This is a genomic window from Microlunatus sp. M237, from assembly GCF_056896895.1.
The window spans coordinates 364,401-381,500 of the sequence record NZ_JBXHBL010000004.1; the positions used below are offsets into that span (position 1 = coordinate 364,401).

General features: G+C 66.8%; 14 protein-coding genes. 11 read left to right on the forward strand and 3 right to left on the reverse strand.

All coding sequences use genetic code 11. The features are described 5' to 3' along the window. The first annotated feature begins 37 nt into the window (after positions 1–37). The 6 genes from AC1XX3_RS17600 to AC1XX3_RS17625 all read left to right on the forward strand — a co-directional run bounded on the left by AC1XX3_RS17600 (position 38) and on the right by AC1XX3_RS17625 (position 8,593). Positions 38–1,024 (forward strand): ABC transporter permease, encoded by a 987-nt coding sequence (locus AC1XX3_RS17600; protein WP_483322477.1) that lies wholly within the window; start codon positions 38–40, stop codon positions 1,022–1,024. 4 nt (positions 1,025–1,028) lie between these two features. Then, on the forward strand, positions 1,029–2,183 hold the full coding sequence (locus AC1XX3_RS17605; RefSeq protein ID WP_483322478.1) for an ABC transporter permease: 1,155 nt from the start codon (positions 1,029–1,031) through the stop codon (positions 2,181–2,183). Continuing rightward, positions 2,183–4,030, forward strand: coding sequence for an ABC transporter ATP-binding protein (locus AC1XX3_RS17610; RefSeq protein ID WP_483322479.1), 1,848 nt, complete (start codon positions 2,183–2,185; stop codon positions 4,028–4,030). Before AC1XX3_RS17605 ends, AC1XX3_RS17610 begins: the two co-directional genes overlap by 1 nt. 83 nt (positions 4,031–4,113) lie before the next feature. Further along, a complete protein-coding gene (locus AC1XX3_RS17615) occupies positions 4,114–5,502 on the forward strand; it encodes a neutral/alkaline non-lysosomal ceramidase N-terminal domain-containing protein (protein WP_483322480.1) in 1,389 nt (462 codons plus the stop codon). Positions 5,503–5,586: 84 nt separating this feature from the next. Then, positions 5,587–6,828, forward strand: coding sequence for a Gfo/Idh/MocA family protein (locus AC1XX3_RS17620; protein WP_483322481.1), 1,242 nt, complete (start codon positions 5,587–5,589; stop codon positions 6,826–6,828). Beyond that, complete coding sequence (locus AC1XX3_RS17625) at positions 6,818–8,593, forward strand: dihydroxy-acid dehydratase (protein ID WP_483322482.1); 1,776 nt, start codon at positions 6,818–6,820, stop codon at positions 8,591–8,593. Before AC1XX3_RS17620 ends, AC1XX3_RS17625 begins: the two co-directional genes overlap by 11 nt. 3 nt (positions 8,594–8,596) lie before the next feature. Here the strand turns inward: AC1XX3_RS17625 and AC1XX3_RS17630 are convergent, their stop codons facing one another. Genes AC1XX3_RS17630 through AC1XX3_RS17640 form a run of 3 tightly spaced genes read right to left on the reverse strand, consistent with a single transcriptional unit; the run spans position 8,597 to position 11,927 of the window. After that, the gene (locus tag AC1XX3_RS17630; protein ID WP_483322483.1) at positions 8,597–9,745 is read right to left on the reverse strand and encodes an NAD(P)/FAD-dependent oxidoreductase; all 1,149 of its coding nucleotides are present in this window, start codon (positions 9,743–9,745) and stop codon (positions 8,597–8,599) included. Beyond that, entirely contained in the window at positions 9,742–10,677 is a 936-nt protein-coding gene (locus AC1XX3_RS17635) for a family 20 glycosylhydrolase (RefSeq protein WP_483322484.1), read from the reverse strand. Before AC1XX3_RS17635 ends, AC1XX3_RS17630 begins: the two co-directional genes overlap by 4 nt. Then, positions 10,674–11,927 (reverse strand): Gfo/Idh/MocA family protein, encoded by a 1,254-nt coding sequence (locus AC1XX3_RS17640; protein WP_483322485.1) that lies wholly within the window; start codon positions 11,925–11,927, stop codon positions 10,674–10,676. The genes AC1XX3_RS17635 and AC1XX3_RS17640 overlap by 4 nt, the downstream gene beginning before the upstream one ends. A 224-nt stretch (positions 11,928–12,151) precedes the next feature. Here AC1XX3_RS17640 and AC1XX3_RS17645 point away from each other — a divergent pair, with 224 nt between their 5' ends. From AC1XX3_RS17645 to AC1XX3_RS17665, 5 genes are all read left to right on the forward strand, one after another. Then, positions 12,152–12,868 carry an SDR family NAD(P)-dependent oxidoreductase gene (locus AC1XX3_RS17645; protein WP_483322486.1) on the forward strand — a complete coding sequence of 239 codons (717 nt, stop codon included), beginning with the start codon at positions 12,152–12,154 and terminating at the stop codon, positions 12,866–12,868. 112 nt (positions 12,869–12,980) lie between these two features. After that, complete coding sequence (locus AC1XX3_RS17650) at positions 12,981–14,183, forward strand: alanine racemase (RefSeq protein ID WP_483322487.1); 1,203 nt, start codon at positions 12,981–12,983, stop codon at positions 14,181–14,183. Between the two features lie 36 nt (positions 14,184–14,219). Continuing rightward, positions 14,220–15,110, forward strand: a complete 891-nt coding sequence (locus tag AC1XX3_RS17655) for an amidohydrolase family protein (RefSeq protein ID WP_483322488.1) — start codon at positions 14,220–14,222, stop codon at positions 15,108–15,110. Then, on the forward strand, positions 15,107–16,711 hold the full coding sequence (locus tag AC1XX3_RS17660) for an N-acyl-D-amino-acid deacylase family protein (protein WP_483322489.1): 1,605 nt from the start codon (positions 15,107–15,109) through the stop codon (positions 16,709–16,711). The genes AC1XX3_RS17655 and AC1XX3_RS17660 overlap by 4 nt, the downstream gene beginning before the upstream one ends. Next, on the forward strand, positions 16,708–17,091 hold the full coding sequence (locus AC1XX3_RS17665) for a RidA family protein (RefSeq protein WP_483322490.1): 384 nt from the start codon (positions 16,708–16,710) through the stop codon (positions 17,089–17,091). The genes AC1XX3_RS17660 and AC1XX3_RS17665 overlap by 4 nt, the downstream gene beginning before the upstream one ends. Positions 17,092–17,100: the final 9 nt, after the last annotated feature.

Here is a 17,100-nt window from a genome sequence, read left to right on the forward strand (position 1 = left end):
TGTCAACGGCCGAGCGGCAGAAAGGTAAGCCAACTGCATGCTGAAGTTCCTCGGGACACGTCTGCTGTACGTCATCCCCACCCTGTTTGCGATCTCCGTGATCGTCTTCTTCATCATCCAGCTACCACCCGGTGACTACCTCACCACCCTCACCGCCAAGATGCAGGAACAAGGCCAAGTCGTCGACGAGGCCTACCTGGAGGCGCTGCGGGTCCGGTACGGCATCGGCGAACCATTCTTCGTCCAGTACGGGAAGTGGATCGGTGGCATCTTCCAGGGCGACTTCGGACTGTCGTTCCAGTACTCACGGCCAGTCTGGGATCTGATCTCCGAGCGGCTGCCGATGACGATCCTGCTCGGCGTGGCGACCATCTTGCTGAGCTGGGTGATCGCCCTGCCCGCCGGCGTGTACTCAGCGATGAAGCAGCGGTCGGTGGGCGACTACACCATCTCCGGACTCGGCTTCCTGGCGCTGGCCGTCCCCAACTTCCTGGCCGCACTGCTCCTGGCGTACCTGGGGTTTCGGTGGGGGATGAGCGTGGGCGGCATGTTCTCCGCGGAGTACGCCAACGCCCCGTGGAGCTGGGGCCGGGTCGGTGACCTGATCACCCACCTGTGGATCCCGGTCGTCGTCATCGGGCTGGCCGGGACGGCGGGAATCATCCGGGTCACTCGGGCCAACATGCTGGATGAGCTCTACAAGCCGTATGTGACCACGGCCCGCGCGAAGGGCATGCCAGAAGGTCGCCTGACGGTGAAGTATCCGGTGCGGATCGCGCTCAACCCGTTCATCTCCACTTCCGGCTGGCACCTGCCGGCCATCTTCGACGGCGAGGTCGTTGTCGCCCAGGTCCTCGCCTTGGGGACCATCGGTCCACTGCTGCTCACCTCCTTGAAGGCGCAGGACATGTATTTGGCTGGCGGGATCTTGTTGATCGTCGCCGTGTTGACGGTGGTCGGCACGTTGATCTCCGACCTGCTGCTGGCCGTGGTCGACCCACGAGTCCGATTCGGGAAGGCATAGGCCTATGACGCTCCAGACAGAGCTGCCGCCGCAGGGCGATGGCCCGGCTTCGCCGGACGGCGCCCCCAGTGATCCGCGGGTCAAGACGATGGAGGCCGCCCAGTGGCGGCTGGTGTTGCGCCGATTCCGCAAGCACAAGCTGGCGATGATCGGTGTCGTGGTGATGATCGTCATGTACCTGACGGCCATCCTCGCGGGGTTCGTCGCCCCCCACTCCAAGGGCTCCTTCAACGCCGAGCAGGCGTTGCAGCCGCCGCAGATGCCCAAGTTCTCCCTCGAGCACGGGCTGTACATCCATCCCAGCGTCGGCAAGACCGACATCGTCTCGATGAACCGTCAGTTCGTGGAGGACACGAACGTCTATGTCGAGCTCGGGTTCTTCGTCAAGGGCGACTCCTACAAGCTGCTCGGGTTTATCGACGGCGACCGGCATCTCTTCGGGCCGAAGGACCCCGCCCAGCGGTGGTATCCGCTGGGTGGCGACCGTTCGGGCGCCGACCTGTTGTCGCGCACGATCTACGGCGGCCAGATCTCCCTGTCGCTCGGCCTGCTGGGCGTCACGGTGTCGTTGTTCCTTGGCCTCATCATCGGTGGGATCTCTGGCTACTTCGGCGGCCGCATCGACATGGTGATCCAGCGGGTGATCGAACTGATCATGTCGATTCCCACGTTGCCGCTCTGGCTCGGGCTGGCGGCAGCCATCCCGCCGCGCTGGAGCTCGACGTTGACCTACTTCATGATCACTGTGATCTTGTCGCTCATCGGCTGGACCAACCTGGCGCGGGTGATCCGAGGCCGGCTGCTCCAGACCCGTGGTGAGGACTTCGTGATGGCCGCGAAGCTGGACGGGGTGAGCTCGGGACAGATCATCAGCCGCCACTTGCTGCCGTCGTTCGCCTCACACATCATCGCCACGGTGAGCCTGGCGGTGCCGTCGATGATCTTGGCCGAGACAGCTCTGTCGTTCCTCGGCCTCGGTCTGCGGTCGCCGGCGGTGTCGTGGGGTGTGTTGCTCCAAGACGCTCAGAACGTTCAGACCCTCTACAGCTCGCCCTGGCTCCTGCTGCCGGGACTGGCGGTCGTCCTCGCGGTCGTCGCCTTCAACTTCGTCGGTGACGGGCTTCGTGACTCCGCCGATCCCTACGGAAGGAGAGACTGATGGCACGGCTCAACTCCGCGCGACGGCAGGCGCGACGAGATCAGGAGGTCCGCAAAGGCCTCCAGGCGGCGACGGTGGACGCGAGCGAGATGCCCGACGTCGGCGCCTTGCTGACTGTGAAGGGTCTGCGCACCGTGTTCCGCAGCGACGAGGGAACCGTCAACGCGGTCGATGGCGTCGACCTTTCGGTCCGGCGCGGCGCTACCACCTGCATCGTCGGGGAGTCCGGCTCGGGCAAGTCGGCCACGGCGCGGTCCATCCTGCAGGTGGTCGACAACCCGGGTCTGATCGAGTCGGGCCAGATCCTCTATCGCAGCGATCCGGACGCTCCGGTCATCGACCTGGCCGCGCTGAGTCCCAAGGGTGCGGCACTGCGGTCCATCCGGGGCGGCGAGATCGGGCTGATCTTCCAAGAGCCGATGTCGGCGCTGAGCCCGGTGCACACCATCGGCAACCAGATCATCGAGGCGTTGCGTCTGCACCGGCCGGCTCCGGCGGCTGAGATGCGGGCGCAGGCGATCGAGGAGCTCGCTCGGGTCGGGATTCCCAAGCCGGAGGAGCGGATCGACGCCTACACCTTCCAGTTGTCCGGTGGGATGCGGCAACGCGCCATGATCGCGATGTCGCTGATCTGCCGGCCACGCCTGCTGATTGCCGACGAGCCCACGACGGCGCTGGATGTCACCACCCAAGCGCAGATCCTCACCCTCCTGGCGGAGCTGAAGGAGTCGCTGGGGATGACGATGATCTTCATCACCCACGACCTCGGTGTGGTGGCCGAGATCGCCGATGACGTGGTGGTGATGCGCCACGGCAAGGTGTTGGAGCAGGGCAGCGTCGACGACGTCTTCCATCGCCCGCAGCACGACTACACCAAGGAGCTGCTGTCGTCGCTGCCGCAGCGCGACGCCGATGGCGGATGGGCCGTCGGGACGACGGTGAAGGAACGTGACAGCGACTCTGCCGTCCTCGCCCCGAAGGAGCCGATCCTGCAGATCAAGGATCTCGACCTGACTTTCGGGGGGTCGTCGGGCCGCCTGTTCGGTAAGGCCGGCACGGCGGTCCACGCGGTCAACTCCGTGACCCTCGACGTCGCCGAGGGCGAGACTTTCGGACTGGTGGGTGAGTCGGGCTGCGGCAAGACGACACTGGGGCGCTGTGTGCTTCGCGCCTACCGCCCGGACAGCGGCCAGCTGCTCTATCGGTCCTCGGCGGGTCCGGTGGTCGACCTGGCGCCGATGGACGAGAAGGAGCTTCTGCCGTACCGGCGGGAGGTCCGGATGGTGTTCCAGGACCCGTACGGCTCGCTGAATCCGCGGCTCACCGTGCGCCAGGTGATCGGTGATCCCTTGCGGGCGGCGGGCGTGGACAAGTATGAGATCGAGGAGCGGGTCGCCACGATGCTCGACCGGGTGGGTCTGCGTCGCGACATGGGCAGCCGCTATCCGCATGCCTTCTCCGGCGGCGAACGTCAGCGGATCGGCATCGCCCGGGCCCTGATCACGCAACCGCGCCTGGTGGTGGCCGACGAGGCGGTGTCCGCACTCGACGTGTCGGTCCGCGGACAGATCCTCGAGCTGATGGCGGATCTGCAGGCCGAGCTCGGCCTGACGTACCTGTTCATCTCCCACGACCTCTCGGTGGTCGAGCGCATCTGCGACCGGGTCGCGGTGATGTACTTCGGGCGGATGGTGGAGCAGGGCTCGGCCAGCGAGATCTTCAACAACCCTCAGCACGGCTACACCAGGTCGTTGCTCTCGGCCGTACCGATCCCCGATCCCCGCCTGCGCGGAACCCGGATCAGGACGACGTACAGCCCAGACGCCGACGACACGGCGGCAGCGTGAGCATGACGGCGACTCCGGACCCACGCCAGGGGCCTCCGGAGCGTCACCAGATGACCGAACACGATCGCTAATTGGGAGTGACCATGTTGAAGGCAGGCGCCGCGCGCGCAACCGTGAATCCACCGCTGACCATCGAACAGGGCGTGTGGGGGGCCAAGGCCCACGTCACGCCGAGCGGGATCGAGTCCGACTTCTGGGCGACGGCCCTGGTGCTCAGCGAGAGCGAAACCACTGCGGTCTTGATCGATCTCGACCTGTGCACCATTCCCAACGAGCGGGCTGACCGGATCCGGCTCCGGGTCGGAGAGACGCTGGGGATCGATCCGACCCAGGTACGCGTCTCGGTCACCCACACCCACGCCGGACCGGTCCTTCGAGCCGACCAATACGCGGTCAACCTGGCGGCCGAGGTGAACTACATCGACTTCTTGACCGAGCAGTGCGTGAGCGCGGCCCTGCAGGCGTCCCGCAACCAGGTGCCGGTGTCGGTGAACGCTGCGTACGGTCGGTCCACGATGGCGCAGAGCCGCCGCCAGCGGCTGGACGACGGGCTGATGGTCGCCGGCTACAACCCCGACGGCATCACCGACCCGACGGTCTCCACCATCCGCTTCGACGACTCCGCCGGTGAGCTGGTCGCCAGCATCGTCCATTACGCGGCCCATCCCACCACGCTCGGCTACACCAACGACGTGCTCAGCCCGGACTACCCCGGGGTGGCGAAGCGCTTCGTCGAGCAGACGTTGGGCGGCATCTGCCTGTTCCTCCAGGGCGCGGCCGGCGATGTGGGCCCCGGTCCCGGCGGCTTCCTCAGCAACTTCGACGTGGTCCGCAGCATCGGAACCCAGGTGGGCTGCGCAGCCACGCAGACCCTGTTGGAGGCTAAAGAGCAGCAGTTCGACTACGCCTATCAAGAACTGGTCCGCTCGGGCGCCGACCTCGGCGTCTGGTCTCGTACCCGCCGGGCGCCAGGAGTGACACCGCTGGAAGTCCGCTCCGAGATGGTCGCGCTCCCGCTGCGGGACCACGCCCACCCGGACGAGGTCCAGGCCCGAAGTGACGAGCTGTTCGAGCTGGTGAACCGACTGAAGAGCGAGGGCGCGTCGGCTGAGCAGATCCACGACGCCAGCTTCCGGCTGCGGCGGAGCAATATGGCCCTGCAGCAGTCGCGAACCTTCCACGGGAAGACGTCCTTCGACGTCGAGATCCATGTCACCAGGATCGGAGACGTGGCCCTGGTCGGGATCCCGATCGAGCCGTTCTGCGAGCTCGGTCTGACCATCCGGGCCAGGTCTCCGTTTCCGTACACGCTCTTCGGCGGCTACTCCAACGGCGCCAACGGCTACCTGCCCACCCCCGCGGCCGCCGCGATCGGCGGCTATGAGGTGGACCAGATGGCTTTCGCCCCCCACACCGCAGACCTGCTGGTCGAGCGCGTCGTCGAGGTGCTGAACGACATGGCGACCAGTTGACCAGGCAGGACCACCGACCACACCGCTGACGAGCTCCTGCTCCGAGGCACACCGCAGTCCGACCACCAACCAGATGGGAAGAACATGACCAGCGCAACGCCGCAGCAGATTCGGATCGGGGTCTTGGGCCTCTCCCGGGGACGAACCTTCGCCAAGGACTCCGGGGTGCTGGGGATCAAGCTCGTAGCAGTCTGCGACCTCAACGAGACCAAGCTGATGGAATTCAAGGCCGCTCACCCCGACGTCGAGGTCTTCACCGACTACGACGAGTTCCTCACGTTCCAGATGGATGCCGTGGTGGTGGCCAACTACTTCCACCAGCACGTTCCCTTCGCGATCAAGGCGCTGCGCGCCGGCAAGCACGTGATGAGCGAGACCCAGGCGTGCAAGACGCTGGCCGAAGGTGTCGAGCTCTGCCGCGAGGTCGAGAAGAGCGGCCTGATCTACATGTTCGCCGAGAACTACCCCTACTTCGCTACCAACCAGGAGATGCGACGGCTGTATCAGGAGGGTGTCGTCGGCGACGTCAAGTACGCCGAAGGCGAGTACATCCACCCGATGCAGCAACGCGAGTCGTTGCGGATCTCGCCCGGACTTGATCACTGGCGCAACAACATGCCGCCGACGTACTACTGCACCCACGCCATCGCCCCCTTGATGTACATCACCGACACCATGCCGGTGAGCGTCAATGCGCTGGCCATCCGTGGGTCCGAGGATCAACAGGCCACCCGGATCAGGACCGGAGATCCCGGCGCGGTGACCATGTGCCGGATGGACAACGGCGCCATCTTCCGGATCCTCCAGGGTGGCTTCGCCGGTTATCGCAACTACTACCGTGTGCACGGCTTCAAGGGCCGGCTCGACAACGTCAGCAACACCGATGTGCGCGTGGTCCGTAACGCCTGGGAGATCGCCGCGGACGAGCACGAGGAGGTCACCTTCAAGGCGCGGTTCCCCGACCATGAGGACCTGGCCCGGCAGGCGGGCCACGGCGGCGGTGACTTCTGGACCTCGTTCCACTTCGCCGCGGCGATTCGATCCGGCGAGCAGCCCTACCTGAACGTCTATCGTGGCGTCGCGATGTCGGTCGTCGGGATCTTGGCCTGGAAGTCGGCCCTGCAGGGCGGCGTGGCCTTCGACGTGCCCGACTTCAGCAACGAGGAACAGCGCAAGCTGCACGAGAACGATGACTGGTCGCCGTGGCCGGAGGACCGACGCGAGGGTCAGCCCTGGCCGAGCGTCGACGGGGAGTTCATTCCTTCTGCCGAGGCCGTGGCCAACGCCGAGGCGATCTGGAAGGAGACCAACTACCTTGGCCTGTGACCGCGACGACCAGGAGAGTGCGCCGGTGGACGAGGTGACGGCTGAACGCTCGTACCGCAGTGGCGAGTGGTTCGACGGGGACGACGAGGTGGCGGTGCTCAACCGCGTCGCGCTCCGGGTGGACGAGGATGGTGTCGGTAAGCCGATCATCGGTATCGCCGACACGTCCAGTGCCCTGAACCCGTGTAACCTCGCCTTCGCCGACGTGCTGCCTGACATCGAGCGTGGCATCCGCGACGCCGGCGGGGTCCCGGCTCGGTTCCCGGTGATGTCCCTCGGCGAGGACCTGATGAAGCCCTCGGCGATGCTCTATCGCAACCTCTTGTCGATCGAGCTGGAGGAGAACGCCCGGGCGTACCCGCTGGACGGCTTGGTGCTGCTGGCCAACTGCGACAAGACAGTCCCCGCCGCGCTGATGGCCGCGGCCAGTGTGCCGCTGCCGGCGCTGTTGCTGCTCGGCGGAGCTCGCAGTGCGCCCCTGCTCCGCGGCCGGCGGCTCGGCAGCGGCACTGACCTGTGGCGGTTGCTGGAGGACCGGCGGGCTGGCCAGGTCGACGCGGCGCACTGGAGTGAGATGGAACGGGTGCTCGGCTGTGCCGGGCCCGGTTCCTGCAACACGATGGGGACGGCCTCCACGATGGCGCTGATGACCGAGGCGCTGGGCATGTGCCTGCCCGGGATCACGGGCTGTCCCGCCATCGGCGCTGACCTGGCCGACTTCGCCTACCGGACGGGCGTCGAGGTCGTCCGCCAGGTGCGCTCAGGCGCCGTACCGCAGGAACGCATGACCCAGCAGGCTCTCGACAACGCGTACCGGGTGCTCGCCGCCGTCGGCGGCTCGACCAACGCTGTCGTGCACCTGGCCGCCGTGGCAGGCCGCCTTGGACTGGACTGCTCCCTGACCCGCGCCGACGCCCTGTGGGCCGAGGTCGACCTGCTGGTGGACGTGGAGCCGTGTGGCGCCGGGCTGATCCAGGACTTCTATTCGGCCGGCGGATTCCCCACGCTGGCGCAGTCGATGATCGCTGCGGGGGCTCTGGACGGAACCACCTCGACTGCGACGGGGATGCCGCTGGCGAAGGTCGCCGAGTCCGCACCGCCGCCGTCGGGGGTGATCCGGAGCGCTGCTCAGCCCGTGCAGGAGGGTCCGACCATGGCTGCAGTGTTCGGCACGCTCGCACCGTCCGGAGCCGTGATCAAGATCGCCGCGGCCAGCCCTGAGCTGCTGCGGCACTCGGGGAGGGCAGTCGTCTTCCAGGACTACAAGGAGATGCGGGAGCGGCTCGATGACGAGGCGCTCGAGTTGAGCGCGGACGACGTGATCGTCGTCCGGCGGTGTGGGCCGGTCGGCGTGCCCGGGATGCCGGAATGGGGCATGGCACCCATCCCCAAGCGCCTGGCTGAGGCAGGCGTGCGGGACATGCTTCGCGTCACCGACGGCCGGATGAGCGGGACCAGTTTCGGGACCGTCGTCCTGCACATCGCCCCAGAGGCAGCGGTCGGCGGCCCGCTGGCCTTGGTAGAGCCCGGCGACCGGATCAGTCTTGACATCGACCGACGCCGGATCGACCTGGAGGTGGACGAGGCGGAGCTCGACCGCCGACGGTCCGCGCTCGCCCTGCCGCCGGGGCCGCATCTGCGGGGGTGGCCACGGCACTACGCAGACCACGTCCTGCAGGCACCCGAAGGATGCGACCTGGATTATCTGAGCGCACCCACGGAAGCGGCGCGACAGTTCGTGCACCCGGTCGTGGGCCGGTCGTGATCCTTAGCCGGCCTGCCAGTCGGCGAACGGGGCGTCGTCGGCCAGGTCGGCGAAACGCTGATAGCTGAAGGCGTCGATCGACACTGACGCGACGCCGTCGAGGATCACCTCGGACAGCAGCTGACCGATCAACGGGCTGAGGGCGAAACCGTGGCCGGAGAAGCCCGTGGCCAACGTGAGATTGTCCAGCTCCGGCACGGATCCGAGGATCGGCACCGCATCCTGAGCCAGCGACTCGATCCCGACCCAGGTCCGCGCCAGGGGCAAGCCGGCCAAGGCGGGGAAGATCGCTGTCGCATCGGCGATGCTGCCTCGGATGCTGTCCAGCCGGGTACTCGACGTCCGCTGGTCAAGATCAACATCGCCGGGCCAGCCGCCACCGATGAGGAACTCACCGGTCGGTGTCTGCTTCAGGCTCAGGCGCCGGTTCAAAGCTCCGACCGTCTGCGCCAGCATGGGCGGCGCGGCAGCGGTCATCAGCATCTGCAGGCCCATCGTCCGGACCCGCAGGTCGAGCCCGAGCATTGCTGCCAGGTTCGGCGTCCACGCGCCGGCGGCCAGCACCAGCCAGTCGCAGCCGATCGGTCCGGTGGTCGTCTCGACCGCCTCGATCCGGTCGTCGCGACTACGAAAGCCGGTCACCGTCACGCCGCTGAGCATCGTTGCGCCGTGGCGTTGTGCGGCGGCGGCGAAGGCCCGCGTGGTCAGTGGGGCGCTGGCCTGACCGTCGTTGTCGGTGTAAAGCCCGGCCACCACCGTCGGGGCAAGGCCGGGGGAGAGCGCGTGGAGCTCGTCGGAGCCCAGCAGGCGGATGTCGAGGCCGCCGGCTCGCTGACGAGCGCACCGGCGTTCCAGCTCAGGAATGTCGTCGGGGTGTTCCGTGACCGACAGCTGGCCGCCGCGGCGGAAGGCGAGGTCGGCGTCGAGCTCGTCCTCGAGTGACTGCCACCGCTCGACGGCCCGGATGGCCAGCGGAAGCTCTCGAGGGTCACGGCCGAGCTGTCGCACGCCACCGGCGCTGGCGCCCGAGGCGTGTGCCCCCACCGCGTCGCGTTCGACTACGGTGACAGCGATGCCACGTAGTGCTAGGTGGTAGGCGATCGAGCAGCCGATGACGCCCGCCCCGATGACCAGGACTCGGCCTGTCGTCATGACAGAGCGGCGCGGACAGCCTCGATGGACTGCAGGTGCAGGTCACGGAACTGCTGCTCGGTCCGCTTCCAGGTCGTCTGCAAGAACCCGACCAGATGATCATCGGCAACCCGCTCGCGGCAGAACTGCAGCGTCTGGGCGAAGTTGGCGGGATTTTCCCAGGTGCTGCCAGTCGGAATCTGGTCGAGCCCGGCCTCGTCGAGGTCGAGGTAGGTCAGCGATGCGTCGGCGTAGGCCACCGCGCGGGGCCGAGCTGACTCGTCGGCGGCGAAGTTATCGCCGTAGTACCAGTTGCTCTGCACCACCCGCGGCGAGACCCGGCGAAAGAACTCCGGGTGGTTCCAGGCATAGTCCGACCACATCCAGGCCCGCGAGCCGTTTCGTTCCACTTCGGCGACCAGGAACTCAAGATCGTGCCACCACAGGTCGTACTGGCGCAGCACCACGTGCGGATAGAACTCCTGGTGCTGCAGGATCTCCTCGTCCATGCCGATGTGGAACAGCTCAGGCTGCTCGAAGAGCGTGCTGACCTCCTGGATCAGGTCTGCGCAGAAGTCGTAGTACTCCGGGGTGGACACCCGCCGCGCCATCATGCCCATCCAGGCATCGTGCGTGGTGCTGAAGTTCAGCTTGGGCAGCGGTTCCAGGCCGAGAGAGCGGAGGCGATCCAGCTCCTCTCGGAGCCGTTCGGTGCTCCATGCTCCTTCGACCGCGATCTCTGGATGCGACTCGTACTGCACTCCGTCGCCGAGGTCGATCAACACTGAGGTGAAGCCGGAGGTGCTCATCCGCTCCGTGAGCTCGTACCAGAGGTCGTCGTCGAAGCGCAGCCCGGGGCTATACAGCACTCGGTGGTCCGCGTCCGGTGTCGGCGGCACCGGGGAGTCGTTCCAGAAGTTCGATGAGAGATGAAGCAGGTTGACGATTCTCATGGCTGGGCCAAAGCGGTGCGAGGCCGGGTGAAGTCGGGGAAGTATTGGAGCGCTCCACCCTGGGCCACGGACTTCGCTGAAAGCTCGGCGATGCAGCTCCAGGCAGCCGCGGCATACACGTCGACCGGCGGAGGGATCTTTCCCTCGACCGCGGCGACGAACCGCTCGAGGATGAAGAAGTCGCCGCCGCCGTGCCCGTCGCTGAAGTCCTCGTGGCCGAACCACTCCCGCCACAAGTCCCCCTCGTACTCCTCGGCGTAGTCCCAGAGCGAGTCCCAGGACTGCGTCTCGGGATGGGACCAGTCGTGGGGGCCCACCTGGTCCGGGTGCTCGAGCCACACCAACGGGTCCTCGCTGACCTGCCGTGGTCCGAGGAAGGCCCCCTTCGTCCCGTGCAGCTCGTGGTACGTCGTCTGGTGACTGTGCGGCCGCGGCAACGCAGTATCGACCCGTACGGTCACGACGGCGCCGCTCGAGGTCTTCATCAATACGGTCCCGGTGTCCCCCCGGGCCCACGACTCCGCCTTCGCCATCTCGTGGTCAGCTCCGAACGTGGCCGCGTAGTAGGCCGCGGTGGCTGCGGCGGTCGACGTGGCCGCGGTCAGACTGACCAGTCGATCGTCCGGCCCGTTGGCGGCGCGAAGCCAGTGCATCAAAGGCCCCAGCGCGTGGGTGGTGTAGCTGACGCCGTCGAGCGCGGCCTTGGCCTCTCCCCGCCAGGTCAAGGACCCATCGGGCTGGTGAAACAGGTTCCGCACGTCATGGAGGTAGCCGCCGGCGAGATGGGCGATCTGCCCGAACAGGCCCTGGGCTGCCATCTTCTCCACGATCTGCACCGGGCGCAGATAGCAGCAGTTCTCCGCCATCATGTAGATGCGCGGCGATGCCTCCGCCGCTTCCACGATCCGCCAGCAGTCTTCGACCGTGTTCGCCGCCAGTACCTCGCACAGGACGTGCTTGTCGGCGGCCAGGGCTTGCACGGTCTGCGTGACGTGGAAGTCCATCGGGGTGGCGATCACCACGGCGTCGACGTCGTCGTCCTCGAGCAGTTCCGCGTAGTCGCCATAGCAGCGGATGCCGGCATGAGCATCCCGCCAGGCTCGGAGGACGTCCTCGTTGGGATCGCAGATGGCGACCAGCTCGACTCTGCCGCGCAGGCGTTCGAGCGAGCGGGTGAAGCTGCCGCCACGATGGCCGCCGACGACGGCGAGACGGATGGGGCCGGTTGGCCGGGGAGGATGAGCAACCATGACTGAACTCGCTTCTGGAAGGAGGTTTCACTGGATGGTGCGATGGGACGTTAACACGGTGTGCCCGGCCGAAAGCAAGGACCCAGTTCGAGCGGTGAGACGCCGCCCGCGGTCGAGCGTCGGCATGTTGGGTGCGTCGCTGGCTTTCACTGGGTGCAATGTGGTTTTATAAATGCGCACTCTGGGGATGGACTGATCCAGCCACCGACGCGAAGGACACTGCGATGACACTGACAGGACAACGGGCGCTGGTGACCGGTGGCGCTCGGGGGATCGGGCGGGCGATCGCGGAGACCTTTGAGAGCCTCGGCTGCTCGGTCGTCACGGTGGACATCGATCCGTCGGACGCTGACCGACCGCACTACCAGTACGACCTTGCCGACACTGCCGGCATCGCCGATCTGGTGTCGAGGATCGAAGCTGCCGAAGGTTCTGTGGATATCTTGATCAACTGCGCGGCCATGCCTAGCAGAGTGGCCTTCCTGGACCTCGAGATCGACCACTTTAAGCACGTGCTGCGGGTGAACCTCGAAGCCGCGGTGTTCCTCTCTCAGGCGGTGGCTTCATCCATGGCGCAGCGTCGCTACGGACGGATCGTGAACATCACCTCCATCCATGGCTCGCGCGGGGCGCGTGAGTGTCTGGTCTACGACATCTCCAAGGCCGCCCTCGGGGCGCTGACCCGCACCCTGGGCATGGAGCTGGCCGAGTCGGGCATCCTCGTGACGGCTGTTGCCCCAGGGTTCATCGACACCCGCGGGACCGACCTGACCACCGACAAATACAAGACCGTCTACCAGGAGTTCGGCAAGCTGCCGATGGGGCGTGCCGGCACACCTGAAGAGGTCGCCGGCTACGTGGCGTGGTTGGCCAGTCCGCAGAACACCTACGTGACCGGTACGGCGCTGGCCGTCGACGGCGGCCTGTCGGCCACCTTCTGAGCTCCGGCCGGACCGGAGATCACGCATGACATCGGCCAACCTGGCGGCCTTTGTGGCACGGGAGCATAGCCAGCCGATATCACCCCTGGATCGGTGCGGCGGGCCGTCGCTGGTGGGTCGCAGTGCCGCCCAGCTGGCAGCGTCGCCGGTGCCGCTGGACCAGATCGCCACCCCGATCTTGATCATGGACGGCGGGGCCGCGAATGCCAACGTGGCGCAGATGCAGCAATGGTGCGACCGCCACGGTGTATTGCTGGTCCCGCACGGTAAGACCACCATGGCACCGACGCTGTGGCAGCGTCAGCTGGACGCCGGAAGCTGGGGCATCACGGTGGCCACCGAGGCGCAACTGCGGGTGGCGATGGTGAGTGGAGTCCGTCGGGTTCAGCTGGCCAACCCGCTTCTCCACCGCGAGGGACTCCGATGGGTCGCCGCGCAGCTGGCCGCGGATTCCGAGCTCTGTGTCCAACTCTGGGTGGACTCGATCGCCACGCTGCGAGTGATCGAGGAGGCGCTGGCCGGCGAGCCGGCACGTCTCGATGCCTTCGTCGAGCTGGGATCCCGCGGTGGTCGTGCAGGCTGTCGCAGCGTCGAGGATGGGGTTGAGCTGGCTCGTGCGGTGCATCGGTCTGCCGTCCTGCGGTTGACCGGGGTCGCCGGCTATGAGGGGTCGGTGAAGACGTCTCCTGGCGAGGACTCTGTCGCCGCCGTCGACCGGTTCCTGATCGAGATGACTGAGCTGCATCGCGAGATCGGCGAGCTGTACGAGACGCCGACCGCCTATCTGAGTGCTGGCGGCAGTGCCTATTTCGACCGAGTCGCACAGATCCTGGGACCGGCGGCAACGAGCTCACCGCGACCGACGCAGGTGATGGTGCGATCGGGTGCGTACATCGCTCACGACGACGGTCTGTATGCCCGGGTCACGCCGTGGAGCCGGGGCGAGGGTCCGCAGTTCCGGTCCGCCCTCAGTGTCTGTTCGACAGTGCTGTCGGTCGCCGAGAGGGGAGTGGCGATACTCGACGTCGGGCGTCGTGACGTACCGAGCGACCAAGGGCTGCCGGTGGTGTTGGGGATCCGGGCCGACGGTGTGGGGGCGGAGGTCGTGCTGTCCGGGGAGATCACCGCGCTGAACGACCAGCACGCCTTCTTGCACTATGACCCCGACCGGCACCTGATCGGCGTTGGTGACCGCATCCGGCTGGGGATCTCCCACCCGTGTACAGCCTTCGACAAGCACCGAGCCGTGATCGTGGTCGATTCGCCTGCCGGCGAGCGACCCATGGCGACCGGGCTCATCCGTACCTACTTTTAGCGATACCGAGCATCTCGTGAATAGAAGGAGACCTTCATGATCGTCGACGTCCACAGCCACGGTCCGACGCACCAGCACGATGTGCCGCCGGAGGAGTTCACAGCCATCGGCAGCTGGCGACCTGGGGAGGAGTCGCTGCCGATGAGCCGCAGCTGGGCCGAGTACGACGAGCTCACCAGCGCCGCGGACATCTCGATCGTCTGCAACATCGCCATCCCAGACGGCTACGACGTCACCGTGCAGCGCCCGTTCGACAGCGTCAACCGGGTGATCGAGGCTTTCGTCGCTGATAAGCCGACGAAGAGGATCGGCCTCATGTCCGTCCACCCGCTGGTCGATGGTCACATGGAAGAGGTCGAGCGCTGCCGGGCCGCCGGTCTGAAGGGGTTCAAGCTCGCCGCCAACTACCAGCGGTTCGACCCGCTGGGTGATGAGGCGCGAGCACTGTACGCGTACGCGGAGGCCGAGCAGCTGCCCATCTTGTTCCACCAGGGGACGTCACCGATGCGGTTCGCGCCCATCCGCTACAGCTACCCGTTGGTCATGGACGAAGTTGCTATCGCGTTTCCCGAGCTCAAGATCGTGATGGCGCATCTGGGACATCCATTCACTCGCGAGACGGTCGCCGTCATCCGCAAGCACCCCAACGTGTACGCCGACGTCTCGATGCTCTATGTCCGGCCGTGGACCTGTTACGAGGGCCTGATCATGGCCACGGAGTGGAACGTGATGCACAAGCTGCTGCTCGGCTCCGACTTCCCGCACTCGACGCCGCAGGACGCGATGGACCGGTTGCGTGCGGTCAACGACATCGTCGAGGGGACGGCGCTGCCACGGGTCTCGCTCGAGCAGATCGAGCAGATCATCCACGCGGATGCGCTGACAGCTATGGGGCTGGAGGATCCGCGCGATCCGGCCGACCGATGAGACGTACGGTGCTCCTCGGCGGCCTCGTCGTCGACGGCAGCGGTGCGCCGGCAGTGCCCGCGGATATCGTGGTGGCGGCTGACCGGATCGAGGCGGTGCTGCCCGTGGGGATTCAGCACCCCCGCGACGCCGATTTGATCGACTGCACGGGGCACGTGGTCGCCCCCGGGTTCATCGATATCCACACGCACTCGGACCTGACCCGGTTGCACTATCCCGCCGCCTCCTCCCGCGTCCTCCAAGGGATCACCACCGAGGTCACCGGCAACTGCGGCATGAGTCCCTTCCCGGTTCCGGCGGACCCGTCGGAGCTGAAGGCTGTCATCGGCCCGCTCGACGTCTGTCCTGAGGTGAACCTCGACTGGGCCGGCGTCGAGGACTATCTGGACCGGATCGAGGGCAGTGCCAGCGCGGTCAATGTCGCGCCCCTTCTTGGCCACGGCTCACTGCGCCAGGCGGTGGTCGGTGACCGGCCCGAGACCACCGAGCGGGAGCTCGGACTCATGATCTCCGAGCTGGGCCGCGCCATGGATGCCGGCGTCTGGGGACTGAGCTTCGGCCTGATGTACGCTCCCGGCGAGCTCGCCGGCGAGACCGAGCTGATCGCCCTCGCCACCGAGGTCGGTCGGCGCGGAGGCTTTGTGTCGGCCCATCTGCGGTCCTACGCCGCCCAGACGCTGGCGGACGCGGTCCGAGAGCTGCTGCACGTGGCAGAGCAGGCATCGGTGCCGCTGCAGATCTCCCACCTTCGGTCCATCCACGATCAAGACGCCGCCGCGATGCGCGCTGTCCTCGCCCTGCTGCACGCGAGCGAAGCCGACGTCCAGGCCGACGCGTATCCCTACCTGGCTGGGCACACCACGCTGCTCCAGCTGTTTCCGCCCGAGATACGCGGTCTCGGTCCGCGAGCGGTGATCGACTACGCGCTGGAGCGGCGCGTTGAGGCGGTGGCCTACCTGGAGCAGCGCGTCAGCAGCCCTGCGGGCATCATGATCGCCAAGACCAGGGACGCCACCCTGACCGCCCAGACGGTTGCGAAGGCCGCCGCGATCGCGAACGTTCCCTGGGCCGAGTTCGTCGTCGACCTGCTGATCGACTCCGAGGCGGAGACCGATGTCATCGTGTTTGGCTCCAGCCAGGTCGACACGATCATGTCGATGTCCGACCCGTTGGTCTCGATCGCGTCCGACGGCGTCACGCTTGATCTCGACCACAGCGCGAACCTGGCGCACCCTCGGTCGATCGGCACCTTCCCGCGCGCGATCCGCGAGCTGGTCGACCATGGCATGACGGTCGAGGAAGCGGTGCACAAGGCGACTGGCAAGCCTGCGGCTCGACTGGGCTTGACGGATCGCGGCCTGGTGCGAGCCGGGTACGCCGCCGATCTCGTCGTCTTCGACCTCGACCGGCTGGCGGACAACGCCACGTATGCCCAACCTCTCCTACCTCCCTCTGGCGTTGCCACCGTGCTCGTCAACGGCGAGGCGGTGCTGCGCCACGGTGGCCGCACCCCGGCACGGCCGGGTCGGCTGCTGCGCAAGGCACCCACCGCCATCGGGGGATCCATATCCAGCCAGTCACGCCCAGAAAGGCAACCATGACCAAGCGAATCGTCGCGCCATCCACTGTTCCCGCGGCGAAGGGTCCCTACTCGCCCGCTGTCATCGCCGGCGACTTCGTCTTCCTGGCGGGTCAGGGACCGTTCGACGCAGCAGGACAACGAGTGGGGACCTCGTTCGAGGAGCAGGTGCGCCAGACCATGGTCAACGTCGAAACGCTGCTGGCGTCGTGTGGCTGCGGGCTGCAGGACATCGTGAAGATGACCGTCTATCTCACCGACATCCGCGACCGGCTTGCGTTGAACGACGTACTGGCGGAGTTCCTCACCGCCGACTTCCCGGCTCGGACCACGCTGGCCGCCGGGTTGAACGGGTTCGACGTCGAGATCGACGTGATCGCATGGCTCAATCCGGTGCGCTGACGGGCATGT

Bases quoted from the DNA above. Each gene is read 5' to 3' on its own strand.
- AC1XX3_RS17610 (WP_483322479.1), top strand. From the start codon at position 2,183: ATGGCACGGCTCAACTCCGCGCGACGGCAGGCGCGACGAGATCAGGAG.
- AC1XX3_RS17630 (WP_483322483.1), bottom strand. From the start codon at position 9,745: ATGACGACAGGCCGAGTCCTGGTCATCGGGGCGGGCGTCATCGGCTGC.
- AC1XX3_RS17605 (WP_483322478.1), top strand. From the start codon at position 1,029: ATGACGCTCCAGACAGAGCTGCCGCCGCAGGGCGATGGCCCGGCTTCG.
- AC1XX3_RS17600 (WP_483322477.1), top strand. From the start codon at position 38: ATGCTGAAGTTCCTCGGGACACGTCTGCTGTACGTCATCCCCACCCTG.
- AC1XX3_RS17615 (WP_483322480.1), top strand. From the start codon at position 4,114: ATGTTGAAGGCAGGCGCCGCGCGCGCAACCGTGAATCCACCGCTGACC.
- AC1XX3_RS17655 (WP_483322488.1), top strand. From the start codon at position 14,220: ATGATCGTCGACGTCCACAGCCACGGTCCGACGCACCAGCACGATGTG.
- AC1XX3_RS17645 (WP_483322486.1), top strand. From the start codon at position 12,152: ATGACACTGACAGGACAACGGGCGCTGGTGACCGGTGGCGCTCGGGGG.
- AC1XX3_RS17660 (WP_483322489.1), top strand. From the start codon at position 15,107: ATGAGACGTACGGTGCTCCTCGGCGGCCTCGTCGTCGACGGCAGCGGT.
- AC1XX3_RS17635 (WP_483322484.1), bottom strand. From the start codon at position 10,677: ATGAGAATCGTCAACCTGCTTCATCTCTCATCGAACTTCTGGAACGAC.
- AC1XX3_RS17640 (WP_483322485.1), bottom strand. From the start codon at position 11,927: ATGGTTGCTCATCCTCCCCGGCCAACCGGCCCCATCCGTCTCGCCGTC.
- AC1XX3_RS17620 (WP_483322481.1), top strand. From the start codon at position 5,587: ATGACCAGCGCAACGCCGCAGCAGATTCGGATCGGGGTCTTGGGCCTC.
- AC1XX3_RS17665 (WP_483322490.1), top strand. From the start codon at position 16,708: ATGACCAAGCGAATCGTCGCGCCATCCACTGTTCCCGCGGCGAAGGGT.